The organism is Acinetobacter sp. C13 (genome assembly GCF_016809775.1).
GTDB classification, from domain to species: domain Bacteria; phylum Pseudomonadota; class Gammaproteobacteria; order Pseudomonadales; family Moraxellaceae; genus Acinetobacter; species Acinetobacter pittii.
Window position 1 is genome coordinate 101,125 of record NZ_JAFBJL010000001.1, and the last position, 23,407, is coordinate 124,531.

Annotated in this window: 20 protein-coding genes and 1 pseudogene; 15 read left to right on the forward strand and 6 right to left on the reverse strand. The window is 38.6% G+C overall.

What is annotated here, in order from left to right:
• Positions 1 to 8: 8 nt before the first annotated feature.
• The 5 genes from JGE69_RS00490 to JGE69_RS00510 all read left to right on the forward strand — a co-directional run bounded on the left by JGE69_RS00490 (position 9) and on the right by JGE69_RS00510 (position 6,121).
• Positions 9 to 803, forward strand: coding sequence for an SDR family oxidoreductase (locus tag JGE69_RS00490; RefSeq protein ID WP_000009973.1), 795 nt, complete (start codon positions 9 to 11; stop codon positions 801 to 803).
• A gap of 15 nt (positions 804 to 818) precedes the next feature.
• Positions 819 to 1,610, forward strand: a complete 792-nt coding sequence (locus JGE69_RS00495; protein ID WP_057077353.1) for an aspartate dehydrogenase — start codon at positions 819 to 821, stop codon at positions 1,608 to 1,610.
• Between the two features lie 13 nt (positions 1,611 to 1,623).
• Positions 1,624 to 3,090: an aldehyde dehydrogenase gene (locus JGE69_RS00500; protein ID WP_199111799.1), complete on the forward strand. Its 1,467-nt coding sequence runs from the start codon at positions 1,624 to 1,626 to the stop codon at positions 3,088 to 3,090.
• Positions 3,091 to 3,128: 38 nt separating this feature from the next.
• Positions 3,129 to 4,769 carry a thiamine pyrophosphate-binding protein gene (locus JGE69_RS00505; RefSeq protein ID WP_199111800.1) on the forward strand — a complete coding sequence of 547 codons (1,641 nt, stop codon included), beginning with the start codon at positions 3,129 to 3,131 and terminating at the stop codon, positions 4,767 to 4,769.
• A gap of 155 nt (positions 4,770 to 4,924) precedes the next feature.
• On the forward strand, positions 4,925 to 6,121 hold the full coding sequence (locus JGE69_RS00510) for a hypothetical protein (protein WP_199111801.1): 1,197 nt from the start codon (positions 4,925 to 4,927) through the stop codon (positions 6,119 to 6,121).
• A gap of 61 nt (positions 6,122 to 6,182) precedes the next feature.
• On the opposite strand, the gene JGE69_RS00515 is transcribed toward JGE69_RS00510, so the two are convergent.
• On the reverse strand, positions 6,183 to 7,481 hold the full coding sequence (locus tag JGE69_RS00515) for an MFS transporter (RefSeq protein ID WP_199111802.1): 1,299 nt from the start codon (positions 7,479 to 7,481) through the stop codon (positions 6,183 to 6,185).
• Positions 7,482 to 7,722: 241 nt separating this feature from the next.
• Here JGE69_RS00515 and def point away from each other — a divergent pair, with 241 nt between their 5' ends.
• Together def and JGE69_RS00525 are read left to right on the forward strand one after the other, a co-directional pair.
• The gene (def, locus tag JGE69_RS00520; protein ID WP_199111803.1) at positions 7,723 to 8,205 is read left to right on the forward strand and encodes a peptide deformylase; all 483 of its coding nucleotides are present in this window, start codon (positions 7,723 to 7,725) and stop codon (positions 8,203 to 8,205) included.
• A 178-nt stretch (positions 8,206 to 8,383) separates the two neighbouring features.
• Positions 8,384 to 9,706, forward strand: a complete 1,323-nt coding sequence (locus JGE69_RS00525; protein WP_174727340.1) for a glutaminase — start codon at positions 8,384 to 8,386, stop codon at positions 9,704 to 9,706.
• Here the strand turns inward: JGE69_RS00525 and JGE69_RS00530 are convergent.
• Positions 9,673 to 10,461 (reverse strand): AraC family transcriptional regulator, encoded by a 789-nt coding sequence (locus JGE69_RS00530; protein WP_086264867.1) that lies wholly within the window; start codon positions 10,459 to 10,461, stop codon positions 9,673 to 9,675. The two genes, JGE69_RS00525 and JGE69_RS00530, sit on opposite strands and share 34 nt — an antisense overlap.
• Positions 10,462 to 10,567: 106 nt before the next feature.
• Between JGE69_RS00530 and JGE69_RS00535 the strand changes: the two genes are divergently transcribed.
• Together JGE69_RS00535 and JGE69_RS00540 are read left to right on the forward strand one after the other, a co-directional pair.
• A complete protein-coding gene (locus JGE69_RS00535; protein ID WP_033848582.1) occupies positions 10,568 to 11,788 on the forward strand; it encodes an MFS transporter in 1,221 nt (406 codons plus the stop codon).
• A gap of 269 nt (positions 11,789 to 12,057) precedes the next feature.
• Positions 12,058 to 13,293 carry a hypothetical protein gene (locus JGE69_RS00540; RefSeq protein ID WP_199111804.1) on the forward strand — a complete coding sequence of 412 codons (1,236 nt, stop codon included), beginning with the start codon at positions 12,058 to 12,060 and terminating at the stop codon, positions 13,291 to 13,293.
• Between the two features lie 151 nt (positions 13,294 to 13,444).
• On the opposite strand, the gene JGE69_RS00545 is transcribed toward JGE69_RS00540, so the two are convergent.
• On the reverse strand, positions 13,445 to 14,590 hold the full coding sequence (locus JGE69_RS00545) for an aldose epimerase family protein (RefSeq protein ID WP_130625646.1): 1,146 nt from the start codon (positions 14,588 to 14,590) through the stop codon (positions 13,445 to 13,447).
• A 192-nt stretch (positions 14,591 to 14,782) separates the two neighbouring features.
• On the opposite strand from JGE69_RS00545, the gene JGE69_RS00550 reads away from it, so the two are divergent.
• Positions 14,783 to 15,229 (forward strand): hypothetical protein, encoded by a 447-nt coding sequence (locus JGE69_RS00550; protein WP_199111806.1) that lies wholly within the window; start codon positions 14,783 to 14,785, stop codon positions 15,227 to 15,229.
• A gap of 11 nt (positions 15,230 to 15,240) precedes the next feature.
• On the opposite strand, the gene JGE69_RS00555 is transcribed toward JGE69_RS00550, so the two are convergent.
• On the reverse strand, positions 15,241 to 16,116 hold the full coding sequence (locus tag JGE69_RS00555; RefSeq protein ID WP_199113193.1) for a LysR substrate-binding domain-containing protein: 876 nt from the start codon (positions 16,114 to 16,116) through the stop codon (positions 15,241 to 15,243).
• 184 nt (positions 16,117 to 16,300) lie between these two features.
• Here JGE69_RS00555 and JGE69_RS00560 point away from each other — a divergent pair, with 184 nt between their 5' ends.
• The 5 genes and pseudogenes from JGE69_RS00560 to JGE69_RS17975 all read left to right on the forward strand — a co-directional run.
• A complete protein-coding gene (locus JGE69_RS00560) occupies positions 16,301 to 17,050 on the forward strand; it encodes an SDR family NAD(P)-dependent oxidoreductase (protein ID WP_017399062.1) in 750 nt (249 codons plus the stop codon).
• Positions 17,051 to 17,128: 78 nt separating this feature from the next.
• A complete protein-coding gene (locus JGE69_RS00565; protein ID WP_057068489.1) occupies positions 17,129 to 18,430 on the forward strand; it encodes an MFS transporter in 1,302 nt (433 codons plus the stop codon).
• Between the two features lie 19 nt (positions 18,431 to 18,449).
• Positions 18,450 to 19,295, forward strand: coding sequence for a transketolase (locus JGE69_RS00570; protein ID WP_199113196.1), 846 nt, complete (start codon positions 18,450 to 18,452; stop codon positions 19,293 to 19,295).
• A gap of 10 nt (positions 19,296 to 19,305) precedes the next feature.
• Entirely contained in the window at positions 19,306 to 20,310 is a 1,005-nt protein-coding gene (locus JGE69_RS00575; protein ID WP_086400172.1) for a transketolase family protein, read from the forward strand.
• Between the two features lie 104 nt (positions 20,311 to 20,414).
• A pseudogene (locus JGE69_RS17975) lies at positions 20,415 to 20,546 on the forward strand (hypothetical protein); the annotation flags it as partial.
• Between the two features lie 314 nt (positions 20,547 to 20,860).
• On the opposite strand, the gene JGE69_RS00580 reads toward JGE69_RS17975, so the two are convergent.
• The gene (locus JGE69_RS00580; protein ID WP_199111808.1) at positions 20,861 to 21,115 is read right to left on the reverse strand and encodes a hypothetical protein; all 255 of its coding nucleotides are present in this window, start codon (positions 21,113 to 21,115) and stop codon (positions 20,861 to 20,863) included.
• A gap of 320 nt (positions 21,116 to 21,435) precedes the next feature.
• Entirely contained in the window at positions 21,436 to 23,406 is a 1,971-nt protein-coding gene (locus tag JGE69_RS00585; protein ID WP_199111810.1) for a hypothetical protein, read from the reverse strand.
• Position 23,407 lies beyond the last annotated feature (1 nt).

The following is a 23,407-nucleotide window of genomic DNA, read 5'->3' on the forward strand; positions in this document are numbered from 1 at the left end:
TAAGGATTATGAGCTTCCAAGTTGAAGGAAAAGTTGCAGTTGTTACCGGTGGCTCATCTGGGATTGGGCTGGCTGCTGTTGAAATACTGGTTGCAGAGGGTGCAAAAGTTGCTTGGTGTGGTCGCGATGAAGAACGTCTAAATGCTTCAAAGCACTATATTTTAGAAAAATTTCCGCATGCCAATATTTTTACCAAAGCATGTAATGTGTTGAAAAAAGAAGAAGTTCAGCAATTTGCCAAAGAGGTCAAACTCAATTTGGGCAATGTGGACATGCTCATTAACAATGCTGGGCAAGGCCGTGTTTCAAATTTTGAAAATACGCAAGATGAAGACTGGATGAAAGAAATCGAGCTGAAATATTTCAGTGTTTTACATCCGGTAAGAGCTTTTCTTGATGACTTAAAACAGTCGGCAAATGCCTCAATTACCAATGTGAACTCGTTACTGGCATTGCAACCGGAACCGCACATGATTGCGACGTCATCTGCACGCGCTGCACTGTTGAACTTAACCCATTCGTTGGCGCATGAGTTTACTCAATATGGCGTTCGTGTGAACTCGATTTTACTCGGTATGGTCGAATCTGCGCAGTGGAAACGCCGTTATGAAACCCGTTCAGATTTAAATCTGTCATGGGAAGAGTGGACAGGCAATATCGCAAAAAATCGTGGCATTCCTATGCAGCGTTTAGGTCGTCCAGAAGAGCCTGCACGTGCTTTAGTTTTCTTGGCATCACCATTGGCATCTTACACCACAGGTTCGGCAATAGATGTCTCAGGTGGTTTTAACAAACATTTATAAATATTAGGTGCTGTCATGAAAAAGTTGATGATGATTGGTTTTGGCGCAATGGCAGCAGAAGTGTATGCCCACTTGCCTCAAGATCTGCAACTCAAATGGATTGTCGTGCCATCTCGTAGCATTGAAAAAGTTCAATCACAAGTCTCGTCTGACATTCAGGTGATTTCTGATATTGAGCAATGCGATGGTACGCCAGACTATGTCATTGAGGTGGCAGGTCAAGCAGCAGTGAAAGAGCATGCTCAAAAAGTTTTAGCGAAAGGCTGGACCATTGGTCTGATTTCGGTGGGTACTTTGGCTGATAACGAGTTTTTAATTCAGCTTAAGCAAACTGCCGAAAAAAATGATGCACATTTGCATTTGCTTGCAGGGGCTATCGCAGGTATTGACGGTATTTCTGCGGCCAAAGAAGGTGGTTTGCAAAAAGTCACTTACAAAGGCTGTAAAAGTCCAAAAAGCTGGAAGGGTAGTTATGCAGAGCAATTAGTCGATCTAGACCATGTTGCTGAAGCTACAGTCTTTTTCACAGGAACTGCGCGTGAAGCTGCCATGAAATTTCCAGCTAATGCCAACGTTGCAGCAACCATTGCACTTGCAGGACTTGGTATGGATGAAACCATGGTTGAGTTAACTGTTGATCCAACCATCAACAAAAACAAACACACTATTGTGGCAGAAGGTGGCTTTGGGCAAATGACTATTGAACTGGTGGGCGTGCCGTTACCAAGTAACCCAAAAACATCAACTTTGGCTGCGCTTAGCGTGATTCGTGCTTGTCGCAACAGTGTAGAAGCAATACAGATTTAAGAAGGATTTGATCATGGCAAAGGAAATTTATATTGCAGGTGAATGGCGATTAGGCCGTGGTGCAGTCATTCAAAGCCTGTTTCCGGCAGATCAGTCGGTAAACGCTGAGCTTTCAACAGCAACGCTTGAAGATGTAAATGAAGCAATTGAAAAAGCGGATCAGGCTTGGCGTCAACCGAGCTGGAGAAACAGTTTGCCGCATGTGCGTGCACGTATTCTCTACAAAGTTGCAGACATTATTGAAGCGCGTGTAGATGAATTAGCCAAATTACAAACACGTGATAATGGTAAGCCTTTAACCGAAACTCGTGGCTTGGTGATGAGCGCGGCGGCAACTGCACGTTATGTTGCTGCGGCATGTGAAACATTGAACGATGAGCTCACCACTCAACGTGCTCCAGACTTTATGACCATGAGCGTGCATGAACCTGTAGGCGTTGTGGCAGCCATTACTCCTTGGAACTCTCCAATTGCGAGTGAAGTTCAAAAGCTTGCTCCAGCTTTGGCAGCAGGAAATGCCGTGGTGTTAAAACCAGCAGAAGCAACTTCACTGATTGCTTTAGAGCTTGCCAAAATTTTTGAAGAAGCAGGCTTACCAAAAGGCTTACTCAGTGTGTTAGTGGGGCGTGGTTCTGTGATTGGTGATGCTATTGCTCAGCACCCATTGGTTCGTAAAATTTCTTTTACAGGTGGAACAACCACGGGACGTCATTTGGCACACATTGCCGCAGATAAACTGATTACTACTTCGCTTGAGTTAGGTGGTAAGTCACCAACCATCGTTTTGCCGGATGCGGATGTCGAACTGGCAGCTAAAGGTGTCGCGTACGGTATTTTTAGCTCGGCAGGCCAAGCGTGTATCGCAGGTTCTCGCTTGTTTATTCATAGCAGTCTTTACGATCAGTTTTTAACGCGTTTGGTTGAAATTACCAAAGGCTTACGTGTGGGCCATCCGGAACAGGCGGGTGTGCATTTAGGGCCACTGGTCAATGACAAGCATTTGCAGTCAGTTGACCGCTATGTGCAACTTGCTAAAAGCGAAGGTGGTCAAGTTCTGATTGGTGGTGAAGCGCTTACGACTGGTGACTATGCCAAAGGAAGCTATTACTTACCAACCATCATCACGGGCTTAAATAACAGTGCTCAAACCTGTCAGGAAGAAATTTTTGGCCCTGTTTTAGTGGTTATGAAATATGACAACGAGCAAGATTTAATTGCCCAAGCCAATGACAGTTGTTTTGGCCTTGCTGCAGGTATCTGGACTGAAAGCTATCGCAAAGCTTGGCGTATTGCACGTGCATTAGAAGTGGGAACGGTATGGATTAATACCTATAAAAAATTCTCGATTAGTGCGCCGTTTGGTGGCTTTAAAGACAGTGGAATTGGGCGCGAGAAAGGCCGTTTGGGCATTTTATCGTACATGCAACAAAAGAGTATTTATATGGGGCTGAATGAACAGCCTAACCCTTGGTGCGATTAATAAATTCAAGGACTGAAAACAAATTTTGAGGAATAGACATGACTGAACGTGTAAATGTAGGCGAAGCAATCGCAAGAGTTTTAGAAGTGCACCAAGTTGATAGTATTTATGGTGTTATTTCCATCCACAATTTACCTATTGCCGATGCGGTAGGGCGCCGTGAAAAAATGCGCTTTGTCGCAGCCCGTGGTGAAGCGGGCGCGGTCACCATGGCAGATGCACACTCACGCTTTAAAGGCCTAGGTGTAGCGTTAACCAGTACGGGTGCTGGTGCAGGTAATGCGGTGGGTTCACTCATTGAAGCAATGAATGCGGGTAGCCCTGTATTGCATTTAACAGGTCAAGTTGAGCGTGAATATCTCGACCGTGATGCAAGCTTCATCCATGAAACTAAAGACCAACTTACATTCTTGCGTGCATCGAGCAAAGCAGCATTTCGTATTACCAGTCCAGACAATGCAGTTGGCGTAATTCGTGAAGCCATCCGTGTAGCAACTACAGTTCCAATGGGACCGGTAAGTGTTGAGCTACCTATTGATGTACAGGCAGCAGAAATTGATTTGCCACTTAATCTTGGGCCAGTCAAAGCGCTTGAGTTGCCACAGGCAGAGCAAGCTGAAATTGATCTTCTTGTCAGTGAAATCAAAAAAGCAAAACGTCCAATTTTCTGGATTGGTGGTGGAACTTTAAATAGCATTGCCGAAGTTAAAGCAATTGCAGATTTAGGTATTCCTGTTGTGTCATCGACGCATGCTCGTGGGGTGTTGCCAGATGATCATCCACGTAGTTTAGGTGCTTTTCATAACTCGGCAGGTGTTGAGCAATTATTAAAAGATGCTGATTTAATGGTGGTAGTGGGTTCTCGTTTACGTAGTAATGAAACCAAAACCTATTCGGTTGAATTCCCTGAAAATATTATTCAGGTAGATGCAAACCCAGTTGCTCAGCAACGTAATTACAAAATCCGTAACTTCATTTGTGGCGATGCCAAAGATGTCTTAACACGTGTGTTAGAACAGCTTCAAGGAACTTCAAAAGTTGATGCCGATTACGATGCTGCTGTTGTGGCTGCTAAACAAGCTGCAATTGATGCACTTCGTAAACAAATCGATCAATACGCTTTAATTTGTGATCACTTGCGTGCAGCTTTACCTCAAGACGGCATTTTTGTACGTGACATCACCATGTCGGGTAGTACATGGGGCAGTCGTTTATTCCCGGTACAAGCACCAAACCAAAACATCCACTCGCTTGCGGGTGCAATTGGTTTAGGCCTTGCAACAGCAATCGGTGCTTCAGTTGCTAACCCTGACAAAAAAGTAATTGGTTTAGTCGGCGATGGCGGCTTAATGCTTGGCATTGGTGAAATTGCAACTATGGTGCAAGAAAACACCAACATGGTCTTAATGATTATGAATGACGGTGGTTATGGCGTAATGCGTGGCATTCAAAATAACTACTTCGGTGGTCGTCAGTATTTCAATGAATTGCATACGCCAGATTACAAACTTCTTGGCGAATCAATGGGTGTGAAAAGCTGGAAAGTCGGTAGTGCAGATGAGTTTAAAACGGTTATTCAAGAGGCTGTCGCTTTTGAAGGGCCAACTGTGATTGAGCTCGATATGAACTCGATTGGACCATTAAACTTCGCGGGTCCACCGCAAAAGAAACTGTATTAACCAGTTTGGATGGTTTAGTACATATGCGATGGGAGCTGCTAAGCCATCCTTTTTTTAGATAAATTTTTTTGTCTAAAAAACAATAAAAACGAAGTTTTACAGGTAAAACAAATAAAGTTCCAGCAGGACGCTGGAACTCAATCAAGGATGTAGAGATGAAAAAGACTTCATTGATCATGGCATTCATTGCACCGCTTACGCTGGGGGTAAGCGTCGATGCATTTGCAAAAGACTCATTGCTTGAATGGAAAAGTGATGACGGCACCGACTCATTAAAGTTAGGTGGGGTGGTTCGGTTAAATCAACGCTATGAAGATTGGGAAGGGCCAAACCGTGGTTTTGGTAAGCTCCATTTTGATATTTTCAGGGTTGATCTCAAAGGTAAATTTGATGATGCCTATATCAATGCCAGCTATATGTTTCAAGACCAACAGAAAACGTCCATTGAAAAAGCATATGTTGGCTATAACTTAGATGCCAATAACAGCATCGAAGCGGGGCTAGTCTATAAACCTTTTACGATTTATCCTTATCCGCAAAATGGCTGGACCTATCACATTCCATTCTTTTTAGGTTATGGCAATAACATTGCACCGGGGATCAACTGGAATTATCACAACAAAGATTGGGATGTAAAACTCGGTTATTATCCTCAAATGTTAGAGACGAACCTGCGTTATTCCCCTGAAAGTGCAACTTATGATGACTTGGCAGGAAATGCATTTCCATCTCAAAAAGCCTATCAAAATGAAAAGCGCAATCAGGTGAATACCCGTATTGTTCGCAAGTTAGAAACTGATTTCGGTAAGCAAGAGTTCGGTGTATCGGGTGCAATCGCCCAGCTACATAATGATATTACCGATAAAGACGGCAAATATTATGCAGTCGGTTTGCATACTGAAAACAACTACAAACGCTTTAATTTACAAAGCTCGGTCATCCACTATCAATACGATGCTAAAAATCCGGATGGTGTAAATAGTGATATGACTTTGATGGGAGCGAATGGCCTTACGCCTGCTTATTTCATTGCTTCGGAAGGTACGATAGCCAGTTTAAACCTTGCCTATACGTTGCCTGTGACCAATATGGGCAAGCTAAAAGCCATTAAGTTTTATAATGACTATAGTTATCTCGATAAAAAACGTGATGATTGGTCAGATTCGCAAATGAATACCACAGGGATGATGTTTATTGCTTCACCATTTATGGTTTGGGCAGATTATACCTGGGGTAAAAATTCGAACATCATTGGTGGCTCGACCAATTCAACAGGATATACCTCTGCAACTTCACCAAATAGTGATAAATGGCTATACCGTATTAACTTTAATATCGGGTTTACTTTCTAAAGTAAGCAGCAATAAAAAACCACGCAATTGGCGTGGTTTTTTATTTAATAAGTGAAAATTTTTAATACCTGTTTTTTTCGAACTTATTCCAAAACACAAAGGCAGTCACAAAGGCCAAAATGGTTAGCGAGAAAATATAATACATCGCACCAATATCACTATATTGACTGAGCCAATGAACTAAAGGCAGGGTCATACCACCAACAATTGCATACGATAAATTATAAGAAAATGAAATGCCCGAAAAGCGAACAGGCGCGGGGAACATTTTAACCATACTGCTCGACACCATGCCGACAGTACCAGAGCATAGACCCAACAACATATATAAACCAAAAATGGTTGAATGTGCCGCGTGTCCCAAACTATTATAAAAAACTGCTGCTGTGAGTGCCACGGCAAGCGCACCGACCATCATGACTTTGCCACAGCCAAAACGGTCAGCAAAATAGCCTGCCAAAATACAGCCGACCATTTGCATGACAATGGCTGCACTTTGCATTTCAAAAGTTTGAGAACGCTCAAAGCCAAACGTACCAGTTAATAAATTTGGCATGGCTAAAATCACCACCACCACACAACCTGTTAAAAACCATGTAAATAACATGCCAATCGCAACAGCTGTTTTATGCGTTTTTAACACTTGTTTTACAGGCATTTCTTTTGAGATTTCTTTACGAGCTTGCATGGCTTTAAACACAGGCGTTTCTTTTAAATAAGTCCGCAAATAAAGTGCAACCAGACCAAAAATACCACCTGCAATGAAAGGAATACGCCATGCCCAGTCATGGATTTGTCCTTCACTAAAATTCAGTGAAATCCATAAAGACATCAATGCACCCAATAAAATTCCTAAAGACAGCCCAGCGGTGAGTAAACCATTTGCCAGTCCAATTTTTCTTTCAGGTACATGTTCAGACACAAATGTCCATGCGGCTGGAATTTCACCCCCAATCGCAATACCTTGGACCACACGCATAAGCAATAAAAGTAGGGGTGCCAAATATCCGATATTTTCAAAGGTAGGCAATATCCCGATAAACAGGGTAGGCAGTGCCATCAGTAAAATAGAAAGCGAAAATAGTTTTTTACGACCGACCAAGTCACCAAAATGGGCCATGACAACCCCGCCTAAGGGCCTGAAAAAATAACCTGCTGCAAAAATACCGTAAGTGTTGAGCATGGCCCAAAACGGACTAAGTGTGCTAGGGAAAAAGAGGTCGGAAATGATTTTGGCGTAAAACACATAAATCACAAAATCATAAAACTCTAAAGCTCCACCCAATGAAGAAAGGGCGAGGGTTCGTTTATCTTCTTTATTAAGATAGTTCGCATCCTGCAAAGTTAATTCCTGATCCATTTTTTACTTAATTGTTGTAATTGAAGTTTGGATATTAATGGAAAAGTGAAGTAAAAGTAAATGGAGGAAATTTGTTCTATATGGTAACGGGTAACGTCGGTTGGACTTGCTCAGATCAAAAAGCTTTAAAACAAAAAACGCTTTAGATGAAACAAAAACAGATGTAGGAATGGCTTTTCTTTTGTTTGGTTCAGCGACACAATAAAACTTGTTATAGCCAGTTTAATGAGAGAGTCAAAGGATGAGTGTAGTTTTACCTGTCGCGAAGCGTGGTGAAGATATTTTGAAACTGACTGCGGCCCCTGTGTCGGCAAATGAGTTAAACAGTAATTGGCTTTATCAGCTTGCTGACGCTATGCATGCGACAATGCTTGAGCGTAATGGAGTAGGGATTGCTGCACCGCAAGTTTATATCTCTAAACGCGTCATTATTGTGGCGTCTCGTCCAAACCCACGTTATCCCGATGCACCTGAAATGGAAGCAGTGGTCATGGTGAATCCTGAGATTTTAGAGTTCTCAAACGAGGTTTGTTTAGGTGAAGAAGGTTGCTTAAGTGTGCCAGACGAGAGGGGGCAAGTTGAACGCGCAGAAAAGGTTAAGGTTAAATATTTAACACTTCAGGGTGAAGCAGTTGAAATGATTTTCCATGGTTTTCCTGCTCGTATTGTTCAACATGAAGTCGATCATTTAAATGGGATCTTATTTGTAGAAAGAATAATCTAATCTTTAGTTTAAAGTTTTGAAAAACCTATAATGAGCTTGAAAAGGATAACTCATCGGAATTAGAATACTTATATCGTGATATTTAAATCATTACAAAAGATATAATTTTAATATTATCAGCAGGTTGTGCTGAAATTTTGCGCGATGTTGTAAATCTCCTCATTTAAGGTTACTGACCATGAAAACCCCTCTCCCAGAATATTTGGCAAATGTTATAGAAGCCTGTGACATCGATAACAGCGGTCATCTCGCCGATTATATTCCTGAGTTGGCAAATGCAAACCCAAATCGATTAGCTTTAGCAATGTCTACGGTAGATGGTGAAATTTATTCGGTCGGTGATGATGATGTTGAATTCACCATACAATCAATTTCTAAACCATTTGTATATGCCTATGTTTTACAACAGCTTGGCATTGATGCAGTACTTGCGAAAGTAGGGGTAGAGCCTTCGGGGGAAGCCTTTAATGAAATTTCATTAGGTAAAGACGGCCGTCCCAAAAACCCGATGATCAACTCTGGCGCAATTACTGTACATTCCTTGATTCAGGTTAAACATGGTTTGCATAGCGCAGAAATCCTACGCCGTTTTATGAGCGAGCTTGCTGGTCGTGAATTAAGTTTTGATGAGTCTGTTTATGATTCGGAAGTCAAAACAGCCTACCGTAATCTTTCGATCGGTTATATGCTGCGCACGGTGGGGATTTTGGAAACTGACCCTGTTGATATTGTGAATGGTTACATTCGTCAATGTGCGATCATGGTTACAGTTAAAGATCTGGTACGCATGGGCAGTGTACTTGCCAATGGCGGGGTCGACCCTAGAACTGGAAAACGCCTATTAAACCGATCTGTAGTTAGACAAGTGCTCAGTGTCATGATGAGCTGTGGCATGTATGATGCCGCGGGTGACTGGCTTTCAACTGTAGGTATTCCTGCTAAAAGTGGTGTAGCAGGGGGGATTTTGGGTGTGCTACCGGGGCAGGTCAGTATTGCTGCTTTTTCACCTCGACTAGATGAGCATGGTCATAGTGTTCGAGGAATCGATATTTTAGAGCGATTATCTCGTGACATGGGATTACATCTCATGGAAGGTACGCCTTCTGCCCAGACCATTGTACAAAGTCATTACCGTACAGGAAAAGATGCATCATTAAGTGTGTATGTGCTTCGGGGTGTATTGAAATTTACCGAAGCTGAAATGTTGTTGCGTATTTTACAAGACGAGACAACTGATCAAAGCACAATCGTTATTGATTTAACCCAGATTTCACTTATCCACGATGTGGGTAAACGTATGTTTTTAGAAGGCGTAGATCGTCTGATTGATGATGGTCATACCCTTGTTTTAGTTGATCCTGAACAGCGCTTAGACCATGCCAGAACCGCCAAAGATCGAGAACTTCATGTCTATCATGATTTCGATGATTTATTGGAAAAACATGAGATCCGCTCTAAAAAAAAGACTTATAGCGACATCGCGGCACTTCTAAACTGCTGAGGTGTTTTTCCTAGATGTCGCTTAAACATCGCACTGAATGCGCTGGGGTTTGTATACCCCAGTGACTCTGAAATTTGGGCAATAGATTCGCCATTCGCGATTTTACTCAAGGCAAGTGCAATATGCATTTGCTGTACCCATGCCCGATAAGACAGCCCAGTTTCTTTTTGGAACATACGCATTAAAGTTCTAGAGCTCGTACCAATATCATCAGCCCAATCTGTTAAATCTTTTGAATGGTCAGGAGTATGTAATAACTCTTGGCAAATTTTTAAGAGTCTTTTGTCTTTCGGCCACGGAATCTGAATAGACAACAAATTAGCGCGATGGATTTCTTCAAAAATCAAAATTTGTAAAGAACGGGAAAGCTCTTGAGAGGTCGCTGTATTTGGAGTGTCCTCTCGTTCAATTTCATTTAAACGAATCAAAAGTTCATGTAACAGGTTACTGACTCGAATAATAAAGCAATGTTGTCCCATTAAAGCTGCTGCATTTACTTCAACCAATGCGGTATTTAACTTAACGTGACTCAGTGAAATCACGCTGTGCTCTACATGTGCTGGAATCCATAATGCACACATGGGTGGCACAATCCACACATGATTAGGCGTAAAAACTTGAATGTTGCCAGTGGATGCATATAAAAACTGCGCACGTGTATGCGTATGGGTAGGAGTGATTTCTCGGTAAGAATGCTCGGAAGATAGCCCAATCACCAGTTCAGATAAATCAGACTGAATAAGAGAATCGGACATAAACTATCCTAAAAATTGTCACTTATACAATGATTATTGGAAGATAACTTTATAAGCGACAATTTACAATAAGCATCTCATTTAAAAATATTGGAGTTTTTCAGGTATGACGTCTTCAATACAATTGAAAGATGGTATTGCCAATACCGTTGCAAATGATCAGCCTCAAGGAATGATTATTAAAATTGTAGGCGCCGTAGCAGTCGCACATTTACTAAATGATTTAATTCAGGCGGTGCTACCAGCCATCTATCCAATGCTAAAAGCAAACTTTTCACTGAGTTTTGCCCAAGTCGGCCTGATCTCGTTTGTATATCAAATTACAGGTTCACTGCTACAGCCTTGGATTGGACTTTATACCGATAAACATCCAAAACCATATCTTCTTCCACTCGGAATGGTCGTCACATTCTGCGGCATTATCTTGTTAGCATTTTCACCAAGTTTTGCTGTGTTGCTATGTGCATCTGCACTGATTGGGGTTGGGTCTGCAACCTTTCACCCAGAAGCTTCGCGGGTGGCACGAATGGCATCGGGCGGGCGCTTCGGTACAGCTCAGTCGACTTTTCAGGTGGGCGGAAACACAGGTACAGCCATTGGGCCATTGTTGGCAGCTTTACTCATTGTCCCATTTGGACAGCATGCAGTTGCCGGCTTAGTGATATTTGCACTTTTGGCGATTTGGGTTTTATTTGGTGTAAGCCGTTGGACTGTGAGCCATGCTAAAAATCAGGTAGCTGCACGTGCAACTCAAGCACATACTAAATTGCATGGTCGTAAGCTCATTATTGCTTTGAGCACAATTAGTGTATTGATGTTTGCCAAATTCACCTACATTGCCAGCATTAGTAACTACTTTACTTTTTACTTAATTCAAAAGTTCCATATCAGTATTCAAACAGCTCAATTGCATTTGTTTGCCTTCTTGGCAGCCGTTGCTTTAGGTACATTTGCAGGTGGCCCAATTGGTGACAAAATTGGCCGTAAAGCGGTTATTTGGGTTTCATTTGTTGGTATGGCGCCGTTTGCATTAATGATGCCGTTTGCAAACTTATTATGGACAACAGTTTTCTCAATTATTGCAGGTTTAGTGTTGTCATCGGCTTTTGCAGCGATGGTGGTTTACGCACAAGAAGCTGTTCCGGGCCGTGTGGGTATGATTGCAGGTTTAATGTTTGGGCTTATGTTTGGGGTAAGTGGTATTGCCGCAGCTGGGTTAGGACATTTAGCTGATATTAACGGCATTGAATGGGTATTTGGTTTATGTTCATTGTTGCCATTACTTGGTTTTGCAACTGCATTTTTACCCAACACAAAAGTTAAATAAAACCATCACTCCGTTGTTTTAAATCCTCCAGTCTTAAAAGGGTTGGGGGATTTTCTATTAGAAAAGAGATCTATATATTAGGGTGATAAATTTATTTTAATTAAAATAATAAAGTTAATTCAATAGGCTATCTTGTCCTATGAAAAAAATTGTTTAAAATCGCAAGGCAATATATCAAGACATAAATTGATAATATTATAGAAACAGTAATAATTTCTTAATTTATTGAATTTATTATATAAAATAAAATTTGTTATAGGTGGTATGAAGTGTTCGCTATTAAGCAATTATCATTAAGTGTTTTTCTCGTTTCTACATTAACTTTAGTTGCATGTGGTGGGGGTGGTGGAGGAAGTTCCACGGACGGTTCTTCTACATCTTCAAAATCAAATCCTAATGAAATCCCGACTTTATCATCTACTCCTTTGATTAATTACACTACAACTTTTGAGCAAAATCTCACTATAATTAATGAAAAAAATAATGGCATATCAACCCAGCTTGTTCCAAGTAATGGATCTAGTAACAGTGTGATTGAACCTAGTTATAGTGTAAGAACTTATGGAAATTCAGGGCTTTCATTTTACTATAAATTAGATAAAAATCAATTTATTAGGGTGGAGTACGATAAGCTTTCTGGCAAAGTAATAAATGCAAGAATTGATACGGAGAAATCTTCTTTAACTTGTAGGAATGATAAGTGGACTCCTGAAGGTTGTGAAGGAATTAGTATGATTTATGATGACCGTACTGGTGATTCAACACTATTATTTAATAATAAAAAATTTGAAGATTCATATTATACAGATTCCTCTTCGACTAATGAAAAGATAACGTATTTAGTTACATTGAATGGTACGGTAAAAGGGAGTATTAGCAGTAAACCTTTAGTATTTACAGATTTTGAAAAGACCCATAATGGTGAAATTACTGTTAATGGTAAGAAAATGGATATTCTTCGAGCCTATATGAGGGATACTCAGCTTGTTGTTCAATTTACGAATGGTGAGAGCTTATATTTGCTTACAGGTAAATCATCAGGGTTGGTTAACTCTTATTATACAGGAGAAGAGATTCTCTCTAGTGCGGCGGCTATGGGGACATTAAAAAAACTAGATAACGATCGAGTAAATGTAGAATTTAATAACGTTTACTTTAATTCAAAAACTGGATCTAACTCTAAAATAGCCTCAGGAAATATTACTTTAATCAATAGTTACGCCAAAATTGATATCTCAAATGTAGGAAAAATTGATACAAACGAGGTTTATGCTTATGAACTCTCTAATAAAGAAATAACTTACTTTATTACATCTACTACTGGGCATGGTTATATCACTGTTCAAGGACAAAATCCTGTGAATATTCAGATAAATGGCTATTCTTGTACCTTAAGTGATTGTAAAAATGTATTGATCTCTAAAGATGGTTCTTATATCCAATTGAAGGGTACAAAGCTGGGTGATGTGAGTGTGACTGGTTCAATTCGAACAAATATTCATTAAGTCATTCATTTCACCTTGGACTAATTGGATAGGAGTGAGGTGACGGTTAATATTCGGTATTTTATGAATACAAAAGTTAAATAAATGAAAAGACTCTCAGCCATATTTAGCTGAGAGTCTTTTTAATATGAACATAGCCTCATTGAAAAGATTATTTTTGAACACCAAACTTAAATACGGTGACACTGTTATAAGTTTGATTTGGGTTTAAACGTGTAGAAGGGAAAGCTGATTGATTCGGGCTATCTGGAAAATGCTGTGTTTCTAATGCTAGCGCATCTGCTTGTCGATAGAGTACGCCATTTGCACCAGTAACATTTCCGAGTAAATGATTGGCTGTATACATTTGAACGCTTGGTTCAGTGGTTAAAACCTGCATGGTTCGTTTAGATTTTGGGTCAACCACAATAGCTGCAAGATTGAGTTTCCCTTGAGACTTTTGATTAATTACCCAAGTTTGGTCATAGCCATATCCATAGGCCAATTGCTGATTATTCGCTCGAATATCTTTTACGATTGCTTTAGGTGTCCGAAAATCAAAAGGTGTACCTGCAACCGAAGCTATTTCACCTGTGGGTAAAGAGTTTTGATCGGTTACCAATATACGGTCTGCATTGAGTTGTACCACATGATCTAGTACACCATAAGGATTATTGCCAGCGCCTGATAAGTTGAAATAACTGTGGTTGGTGAGATTGACGACTGTCGGTTGATCAGTTTTGGCTTTATATTCGATCTGGAATTCATTTTGATCTGAAAGACTGTAGATCACTTCTACATCTAATTTTCCGGGAAAACCTTGATCACCATTTGGACTGGTTAACTTAAGAGAAGCTTTAACGGTTTCACCTTTAGAAACGAGGGGCTTAACTTGCCAAACACGTTTATCAAAACCGGGATTACCGCTATGTAATGAATTCGGCCCATTATTTTTTTCAAGGTTATACGTTTTTCCATCTAAGTTAAATTTAGCATTGCCAATACGGTTCGCATAACGACCAATTAATCCGCCAAAATGAATGCCTTCCTTGGTATCAGTGACTTCATAACCTTTTAGATCATCAAAGCCCAAAACAATATTATTTTGTTTGCCTTGTGCATCGGGAGTCAAAATCTGTGTAATTACACCACCGAAGCTAATAAAAGATATCGAGACTCCTTTGTTATTGCTCATGGTGTATAAATCAACTTTTTGCCCGTCTTGAGTCGTACCATATGGTTTTACATTTAATGTGGCTGCATTCGTAAGTTGTGCAAAGCTATAAATCGTAATACCTAAAATTACTAATTTTTTCATGTTTATACTCTATTTTTTAATCGTAGGATTGGATGAATATAAGATTGATTTTTCATCTTTTTAAAGAGGTTTTTATTATATGTAGTGTTAATAATAATCGAGTAGTTAATGTTAAATATTGGAAAAATTGGTTCAATTTAGGCTTATAAAGAAATTAATCTTATGAGCAAAATTCAACGGTAAGCTATTTTTATGAATCATCCCGACTCGGTTTTAAAATTTTCACTTGGTCTTAATAGCTTGTCATTTGACTTAGACAACCAACATATTCAACTTGAGCAGGGCTTAGGTTTTGTTGGTTCAAAAAGTATCGGCCATGGGGTTGTTAATGAACTCGCTATCGAAAAGATGATTTATTTTATTGAAGAAATCATCGAGTCAAGGCCCCTCAGAAACCTGAATATAAGTGGTGTAGCTGTTACATCTGATGCTGCTATGACCCACCTCAGTCAGTTATTTTTTAGTGCTAAAAAGCAAATCAGCCGTATTGAGCTTGAGCATGGTTTTAATAGTTTTATTGAGCGTTTGGGCTATTACACAAACCAAGTGTCTCCAGATCAGCTTTATATTTTTACCTATTTTGTATTTGTTCGAGAGATGATGCATCACTTAAGAGTTGAGCAAATTCAAATCATTTAACAATTACTTTCTCAATCCGCCAACTCATCATGAATCCAGTTTAAAAACAGCTCAATTTTAGGAATAAATTGGTGGGTTCGTGGATACACCAAATGATGAGCCGAGATAGGAATCGATAGTTCATCTGCAAAAACTCTAACTAATTTCCCAGATTCTAAATAATTTTGAGTAAGTAAATTACTTTCCAAAACAAAACCTAGCCCGTGTGTAGCTGCTTCAAGTGACATATAAGAGCGGTCAAAACTCAAAGTGTAGGGAAACTCAGGAATGCTTAAACCCTGATGGGCAAACCATTGGGGCCAAGTAACTAAGGTTGAGCGCGATAAAATCAGTTCTTTCTTTAATAAATCTTGAGGTTTATTTACTGGACTACGTTCAAGTAGATTAGGGGATGCAAGCACTTCAAGCTTTTCATTACGAATCGTTCTGATTTCTACCCCTGTCCAGTTGGGCAAACCGTGACGAATATCAATGTCGATCTTGTCGCGGGTAAAGTGTAAATTTTCATAAGAACATGACAAGTTGACTTGAATCATGGGGAACTTTTCTTTAAATGACTCGAGGCGAGGGAGCAACCAAAGCAAACCAAAACTTGGGGATGAATGAATATATAAACTGTCTTTAGGGCTTTTATCGGCAGCTTTTTCAGTCGCTAACATGAGGTTATGCAAAATGGTGGTGACATCTTGAAAATAGCGTTCGCCAGAAGGGGTCAGCGTCACACCACGCGCACCACGAATAAATAAACTCTGCCCAATCATTTCTTCAAGCTTAGCAATTTGATGACTCACTGCTGAAGGCGTGAGATTCAAATGCTCGGCTGCCTTGGCAACATTGCCGAAACGGGCGGTTTGTTCAAAAGCCTGTAATGTTTTAATTGAGGGTATTTGGTTGAAATTGTTTTCACTACTATCCATGAAATGATCCGTTTTTATCCCTAAAACTTATTTGAAAATAGCATAGGCATGAATTTTTTTCATGTCTTGTTGAATTCGAGATGATTGCTGGGCTTTGTGAAAAAAGAGATTCTAAGTCAGAACTCAGGAAATAAGGCGTAAAAGAGGATTGAATATGTTACTACAAGGAAAAGTGGCATTAATTACCGGTGCAGCATCAGAACGTGGAATTGGGCGAGCAACCGCAGAAATCTTTGCACAACAGGGTGCCAAAGTCATTATTGTTGATTTAGATCTTGCTCAAAGCCAAAACGCTGCAAAAGCGCTTGGTGAAGGACATTTAGGCCTTGCTGCAAACGTTGCAAACGAAGAACAGGTCAAAGTAGCTGTTGAACAAGCACTACAGCACTATGGCAAGATTGATATTTTAATTAACAATGCTGGTATTACTCAGCCAGTTAAAACCCTTGATATTCAACGTAATGACTATGACCGTATTTTAGATGTCAGCCTCCGCGGAACATTGATTATGTCGCAAGCGGTTATTCCATCTATGAAAGCAAACGGTGGTGGAAGTATTGTCTGTCTATCTTCAGTTTCAGCACAACGTGGTGGTGGTATTTTTGGCGGGCCACACTATAGCGCTGCCAAAGCAGGCGTGTTAGGTCTGGCAAAAGCGATGGCTCGTGAGTTTGGTGCTGATCAGATTCGTGTAAATTCTCTTACTCCAGGTCTAATCCAGACTGATATTACTGGCGGTTTAATGAATGATGACCGTCGTCACGACATTTTGGCAGGTATTCCACTCGGCCGCTTAGGTAAAGCGCAAGATGTTGCAAATGCAGCATTATTTTTGGCAAGTGATCTGTCAGCTTACTTAACTGGTGTCACACTCGATGTAAATGGTGGCATGCTGATTCATTAATCGCTCACTATTTCAAAACTAAAAATAGAATGATGGTCACAAGAGGATACTGTGGCCAAATGTAAAGGGATTCGCATGATGGATACAGTATTTTCATCTGAAGTAGATACGGCGGTTCGTAAATCTGCCTATCGAAAAATTGCATTTCGGCTCATGCCATTTTTAATGCTTTGTTATTTTTGTGCCTATTTAGATCGAGTAAACGTGGGTTTTGCCAAGCTCCAAATGATGAGCGATTTACAGTTTAGTGAAGCTGTATATGGTCTAGGCGCAGGGATTTTCTTTATTGGTTATTTCCTCTGTGAAGTACCAAGTAACATTGTACTTCACAAGGTAGGCGCAAGACGTTGGATTGCCCGAATCATGATTACATGGGGCATTTTGTCAGGTTGTTTTGCTTTTGTTCAAACCGAATGGCAATTTTACACCTTACGTTTTTTGCTTGGTGTTGCTGAAGCTGGACTAGCTCCGGGTTTGTTGCTCTACCTCACTTATTGGTTTCCATCTTACCGCCGTGCACGCATGACCGTACTTTGGTTTATCGCGATTCCAATTTCAGGAATGATTGGTGGACCACTTTCAGGCTTAATCATGGACCGAATGAGCGGCGTACATGGCTGGTTTGGATGGCAGTGGATGTTTGTAATTGAAGCCATTCCTACTGTACTTGTTGGCCTGCTTGTACTTGCTGTTTTAAAAGATTCAGTTCAAGACGCCAACTGGTTAACCCAAGATGAAAAGAACTTGGTGAAGCAAGAACTTGCTCAGGATAACCAGCACAAAGAAGGTCATGCTAGCGTCAAAGAATTCATTGCAGATAAACGCTTATGGCTACTGGCAGGTATTTACTTTTGTGTCGTGATGGGGCAATACGCCATTACATTTTGGCTACCAACTCTCATTCGTAACTCGGGCATTAGTGATAACTGGCATATCGGTTTGCTCACCAGTCTGCCTTATATGTGTGCCATTGTGGTCATGATTTTGGCAGGGCGTAGTGGTGACCATTTCCAAGAACGCCGCTGGCACTTAATTATTCCGATGTGTGCAGGCGCTATAGCACTCACATTTGCAACTTTATTCGCTTCAAATCTAACGCTCTCTTTAATTTGCCTTTGCATCGCAGCCTCAGGTGTGCTGACGGCATCCTCTTTATTCTGGATGTTACCAACCAACTTTTTGGGTGGTGTTTCCGCAGCGGCAGGTATTGCCGCAGTGAATAGCTTCGCCAATCTTGCAGGATTTTGCTCACCTTATTTAATCGGTTGGGTCACCACCAACACAGGTTCAAATGCAATCGGCATGTTCTTAATCACAGCAGTATTAATTTTCGGTGCCAGTCTGGTTCTGCGTGTTCCGGCAAAACTGGTCAATCGTTAATAAGGAATAGTAAATGACAATGTTAAATGTTGATAAAGCAGACCAAATTGCCGAGTTGCAACAACGTGCCTACCACATTCGCCAACATGCTTTACGCATGGGGCAAGTACAAGGCCAAGGCTATGTTGGACAAGCTTTAGGTGCAGCAGATTTGCTCGCCGTGTCTTATTTTCATGCGATGAAATATCAGCCAGAAAACCCTGAATGGGAAGGCCGTGACCGTTTTTATCTTTCTATTGGGCACTATGCAATTGCACTTTATGCGGCCTTAATTGAAGCAAAAATTATTCCGCTTGAAGAGCTTGAAACCTACGGAGCCGATGACAGTCGGTTACCAATGTCGGGCATGGCTTCCTATACACCCGGTATGGAAATTACAGGTGGTTCATTGGGTCACGGTCTTGGAATTGCAGTCGGCGCATGTTTAGGGCTGAAACAGAAAAAGTCGGATGCTTTTGTATATAACTTACTTTCTGATGGAGAGCTAAATGAGGGCTCAACATGGGAAGCCGTGATGTCTGCTTCGCATTGGAAACTAGATAACTTAATTGCCATTATTGATGTGAATAATCAGCAGGCAGATGGGCACTCCAGTGAAATTTTAGCATTTGAGCCAATTGTTGATCGTTGGCAGTCATTTGGTTGGTACACCCAACGTGTGGATGGCAACAACATGGAAGCTTTGCTTGAAGCATTCGAACAAGCGCGAAACCATGAGGGAAAATGCCCACGCGTCATTATTTGTGACACCAAAATGGGTAAAGGCGTATCGTTCTTGGAAAGCCGCGAAAAAACACACTTTATTCGTGTTGATGAACATGAATGGGATGATGCTTTAAATATTTTGACCCACTACGGACAGTAAGGAGTACACCATGAGCCAGTTAGCTAATCCTCCTAAGAAAAAACTAACCACTTCGGCAATGATTGCTTCTATTGCTGCCGAGGGCCAACCGACCAAACCAGCACCATTTGGACATGCACTGAATGCCTTGGCAAAAGAGCGTGACAATATCGTAGGTTTATCAGCAGATTTATCAAAATACACTGATCTACATATTTTTGCTAAAGAAAACCCAGACAAGTTTTTCCAAATGGGTATGGCAGAACAACTTTTGATGAGTGCAGCAGCAGGACTTGCTCGTGAAGGATTTGTTCCTTTTGCAACAACTTATGCCGTATTTGCATCACGCCGTGCCTACGATTTTATTTGTATGGCAATTGCGGAAGATAACCTGAATGTCAAAATTGTAGCAGCTCTTCCGGGATTAACCACAGGCTACGGCCCAAGTCATCAGGCAACGGATGATATTGCAATTTTCCGTGCTATGCCGAACTTGATGATTATCGATCCATGTGATGCCTTAGAAATAGAACAGGCAATTCCTCAGATTGCCGCTCATAATGGTCCGGTATATATGCGTTTATTGCGTGGTCAGGTTCCATTAGTGCTCGATAAATACAACTACCAGTTTAAATTGGGTAAGGCACAGGTGATTAAACCCGGTAAAGACTTACTCATTATTTCGACTGGTTTATTGACCATGCGTGCGCTTGAGGCAGCCGAAGAGCTTGAAAAAGAGGGCATTGAGGTTTCAGTGCTACATGTACCGACCATTAAGCCTCTAGATGAACAAACTATTTTAGATGAAGTCACAAAAGGTGGCCGACCTGTTTTAACTGCCGAAAATCATTCAGTCATTGGTGGGTTAGGAGAAGCTGTTGGCTCACTACTTCTAAGAAATGGTCAACATCCTCGTTTTGACATGATTGGTTTGCCAGATGCATTTTTAGATGCAGGCGCATTACCCACTTTGCATGATCGATATGGTATTTCAACTGAAGCAGTTAAAGAGAAGATTAAGGCACATTTGAAGTAAAAGTAATGTGTACTTGGTATAAATAGTATCGAAAAGAAATCTCTTAATCTTAAAGATTGGGGGATCTTTTTATTTACGGATTGTTTAATCTAATTGCTAGATTAAATGATTTTATTGAGCATTTAAGCTATTACACAAGCCAAGTGTCTCCAGATCAGCTTTATGTTTTTACCTACTTTGTGTTTATTCGAGAGATGATGCATCACTTAAGAATTGAGGAAATTCATGTAATGTGACCATATAAAAGCTTAAAAGTTCCTCAAATTGACAAATGGAACTTAGTAGGATTTAAGCAAGAGAATCTTATTCCAGCAGGTTTATTAACCATGCATGCGCTTGAAGTAGCCGAAGAGCTTGAAAAAGTGGGCATTGAGGTCGTAGCAGAGTTACATATGTCTACCATTAACTTTTTAACGCATAACTTATTAATGAATAAGGAGGAATTCAGTAGGATAAAATAAATGTATTTATTAAATATAAATACATTTATAGATTTGTGAGAAATTATATTTTGTAATTTAAATAAATTTTAATACTGATTGTAAATAATTTAATATGATTTTTTTAGGATAATCTCAATTGGTAAACTATTTTTTTCTAAATGTATTTCACAAGGAAAATCTACTTTGACTAAAGCTTTTTGATGGTTTTTAGGGTCTAAGTTAATATCTACTTTTGATAGGGAATTATTATTTGTTTTAGATAAGTAGATATTTTTTAAAATATTATTTGGGAGAATGTAAACTGAATTTTTAGGAAACTTAAATTCATACTTAAAAATTGTTTTTCCAATTTTATAACCCATATTATATTCTAGTTTTTTTATGATGTAAGTGAGAGGAGAGTTTTTAGTGGAATAGTGTGAGAGAAATTCTAATATTTCATTATTGTTATAAATTACAATGGGTAAAGAAAATATACAGCTCTTTAAGTAAATTTTCTGTAAAGTTTGAAATATGTTATCGCTTAAAAGGTATTCTATTCTTTTTATTTTTTGAATTTCTTCAAAAAATAAATTTTCTATTATTGATGCATAGTATTCAGGCTTGAATATATTGTCTAAATGTATGCTATATTCGGTTGTTAAATATTTTGAATCGTATGTTTCATAGTATGAGGATGAAACTATATTCTGATTGTAGTTAACTTGATTGAAAAAAATGAAAAAAAAGTTTCTTGCAACATGTTTATTAAGTCTTCTGTATGTAAAGTATTTTTTGAAACTAAATCTTCAACTTTATTTTGATCTAATTCTATAAATTCAAACTTAGATTGCAGGCATTTTGTGGTGTGAGAAATTAAATTTTCAATATAATCACTTAATCTTTTTTTGGTAATTTCAAGCTTTTTACTGTCCCATTCTAAGCTATCATAATTATTGAAATTAATAATTTCTTTCTGAATTTTTAATAGTAAGTTTAATATTTTATCATTTTTTGCTATTGAAGAATTTTCAAATGCTGATTCCCACAGATAACCTGACGTGGATTTGTTTTTCGTAGTGTTTAATAATAATAACTTAATTATATAATTGGTAATCCTATTTTCTAAAAATGGAATCCATCCTCCATGTATTAAGCCTGAAATTTCAATTATACGGTCTAACTCTTCAAGAAAATTGTTGAAATAATGTTCATATGGATGATTAGATAGAAGTCTAAAATAGCTAAATAAAATTTCATCGATGCTCTGGAATGAGTAAGAGTTAACCATTAAATCAGTTGTTTTAATTAACTTTTTTCCCTTAATTAAAACTTCATAATATTTATAGCAAACTTTATTGTCATCTAGATTTTTACTAATTAGATAAAAAGATAATATTTTTGTTTCTAAAACAAGATTAGCAAATGTATCTAAATTTTCAAAATCAAATATTGTTTGTAGTTTATTTTCATACTCTACATAATTTGGCATCTTAGCAGCTACATCCTCCCATCGACTTAAGCAATCGCAAATAAAATCAAGTCCCCTTATATTTTTGTCTTTGCTAAATGTATTAATTATTAAAGTTGTAAAATTAAGATGATTTTTAAAAATATAGAATGTTAAATTGTCATCTAATTTTATATATGAATTTAACCATTTGTACCAAGATGATATAAAATCGTTGATAATTTTAGGCTTCATCTCAACTGTTTCTTTAGTTATAAAGAAGGTATGTTGATAATGAGCTTGTAAAAGTAATAATATAGATTCATTTTCTAGTATTTTATAATTTCTACAAAAAATATAAAAATAGACACTATGAAGACTTTGATAATACTCAGGATTTGGACTATTTATTGCTAATTCTATATTTTTTTGAATTAAAAAAATAATTTTTGAAAATTTGGTGCTAAATAAATCATTTTTAAATGTTTTATTTAAGTTGGATGAAATTTTATTGTCCTTAATTTCTGTTGATATAATTATAACTTTGTCTAAGAAATAAAGAAGAAATTCTATATTTTTTTCAAAAGAATTTAGATCAGAATTTTGGATGTTTTCATTTATTCTGTTAGTAATAATGCTAATAATGTTAACAGACTCATCATTTTTTTCTGAGTTAATAAAATGTTTGGTTAATATTTTATTAACTCCATTTGTTGTAGTAAAGGAAATAGTTTGTTCAAGGAAAAAAAGAGTTACTATGATTGCATCTATAAACATGATTCCTAAGGTAACATTTAAAGATCTCCTAATTTGTTCTGAAAGGGAGGAGTCATATAAATAAAAAAAACTGATAACATAAAAAAGTAGTAGAATAAATGATCCACGATAAAGTGTTTTAGCATTTGTATTAGCAATATAAATTTTGAAGATCGAATCAAAATCATTATTTTTACTATATAAAATTCCAATTAAGGTTAAAATTATTGGAAAAATTAAGGCAATGATAGTAACTTGTGCTGCAAAAATATAGAGAGATTCATTTTCTAATTTAGGTAAAGTAAATTTATATGAAATTAAAAAAAAGAATAAAAATGTGAAAATAATGAGACTAATTCGTTTAAATGGAAAGTATTTTTGATTGGTACTAATTTCAAAATAATTCTTATACGCTTTTGAATAAGAATATTTTTTAAGTATTTTCTCTTTTTCGTCTTTTAAATTCATA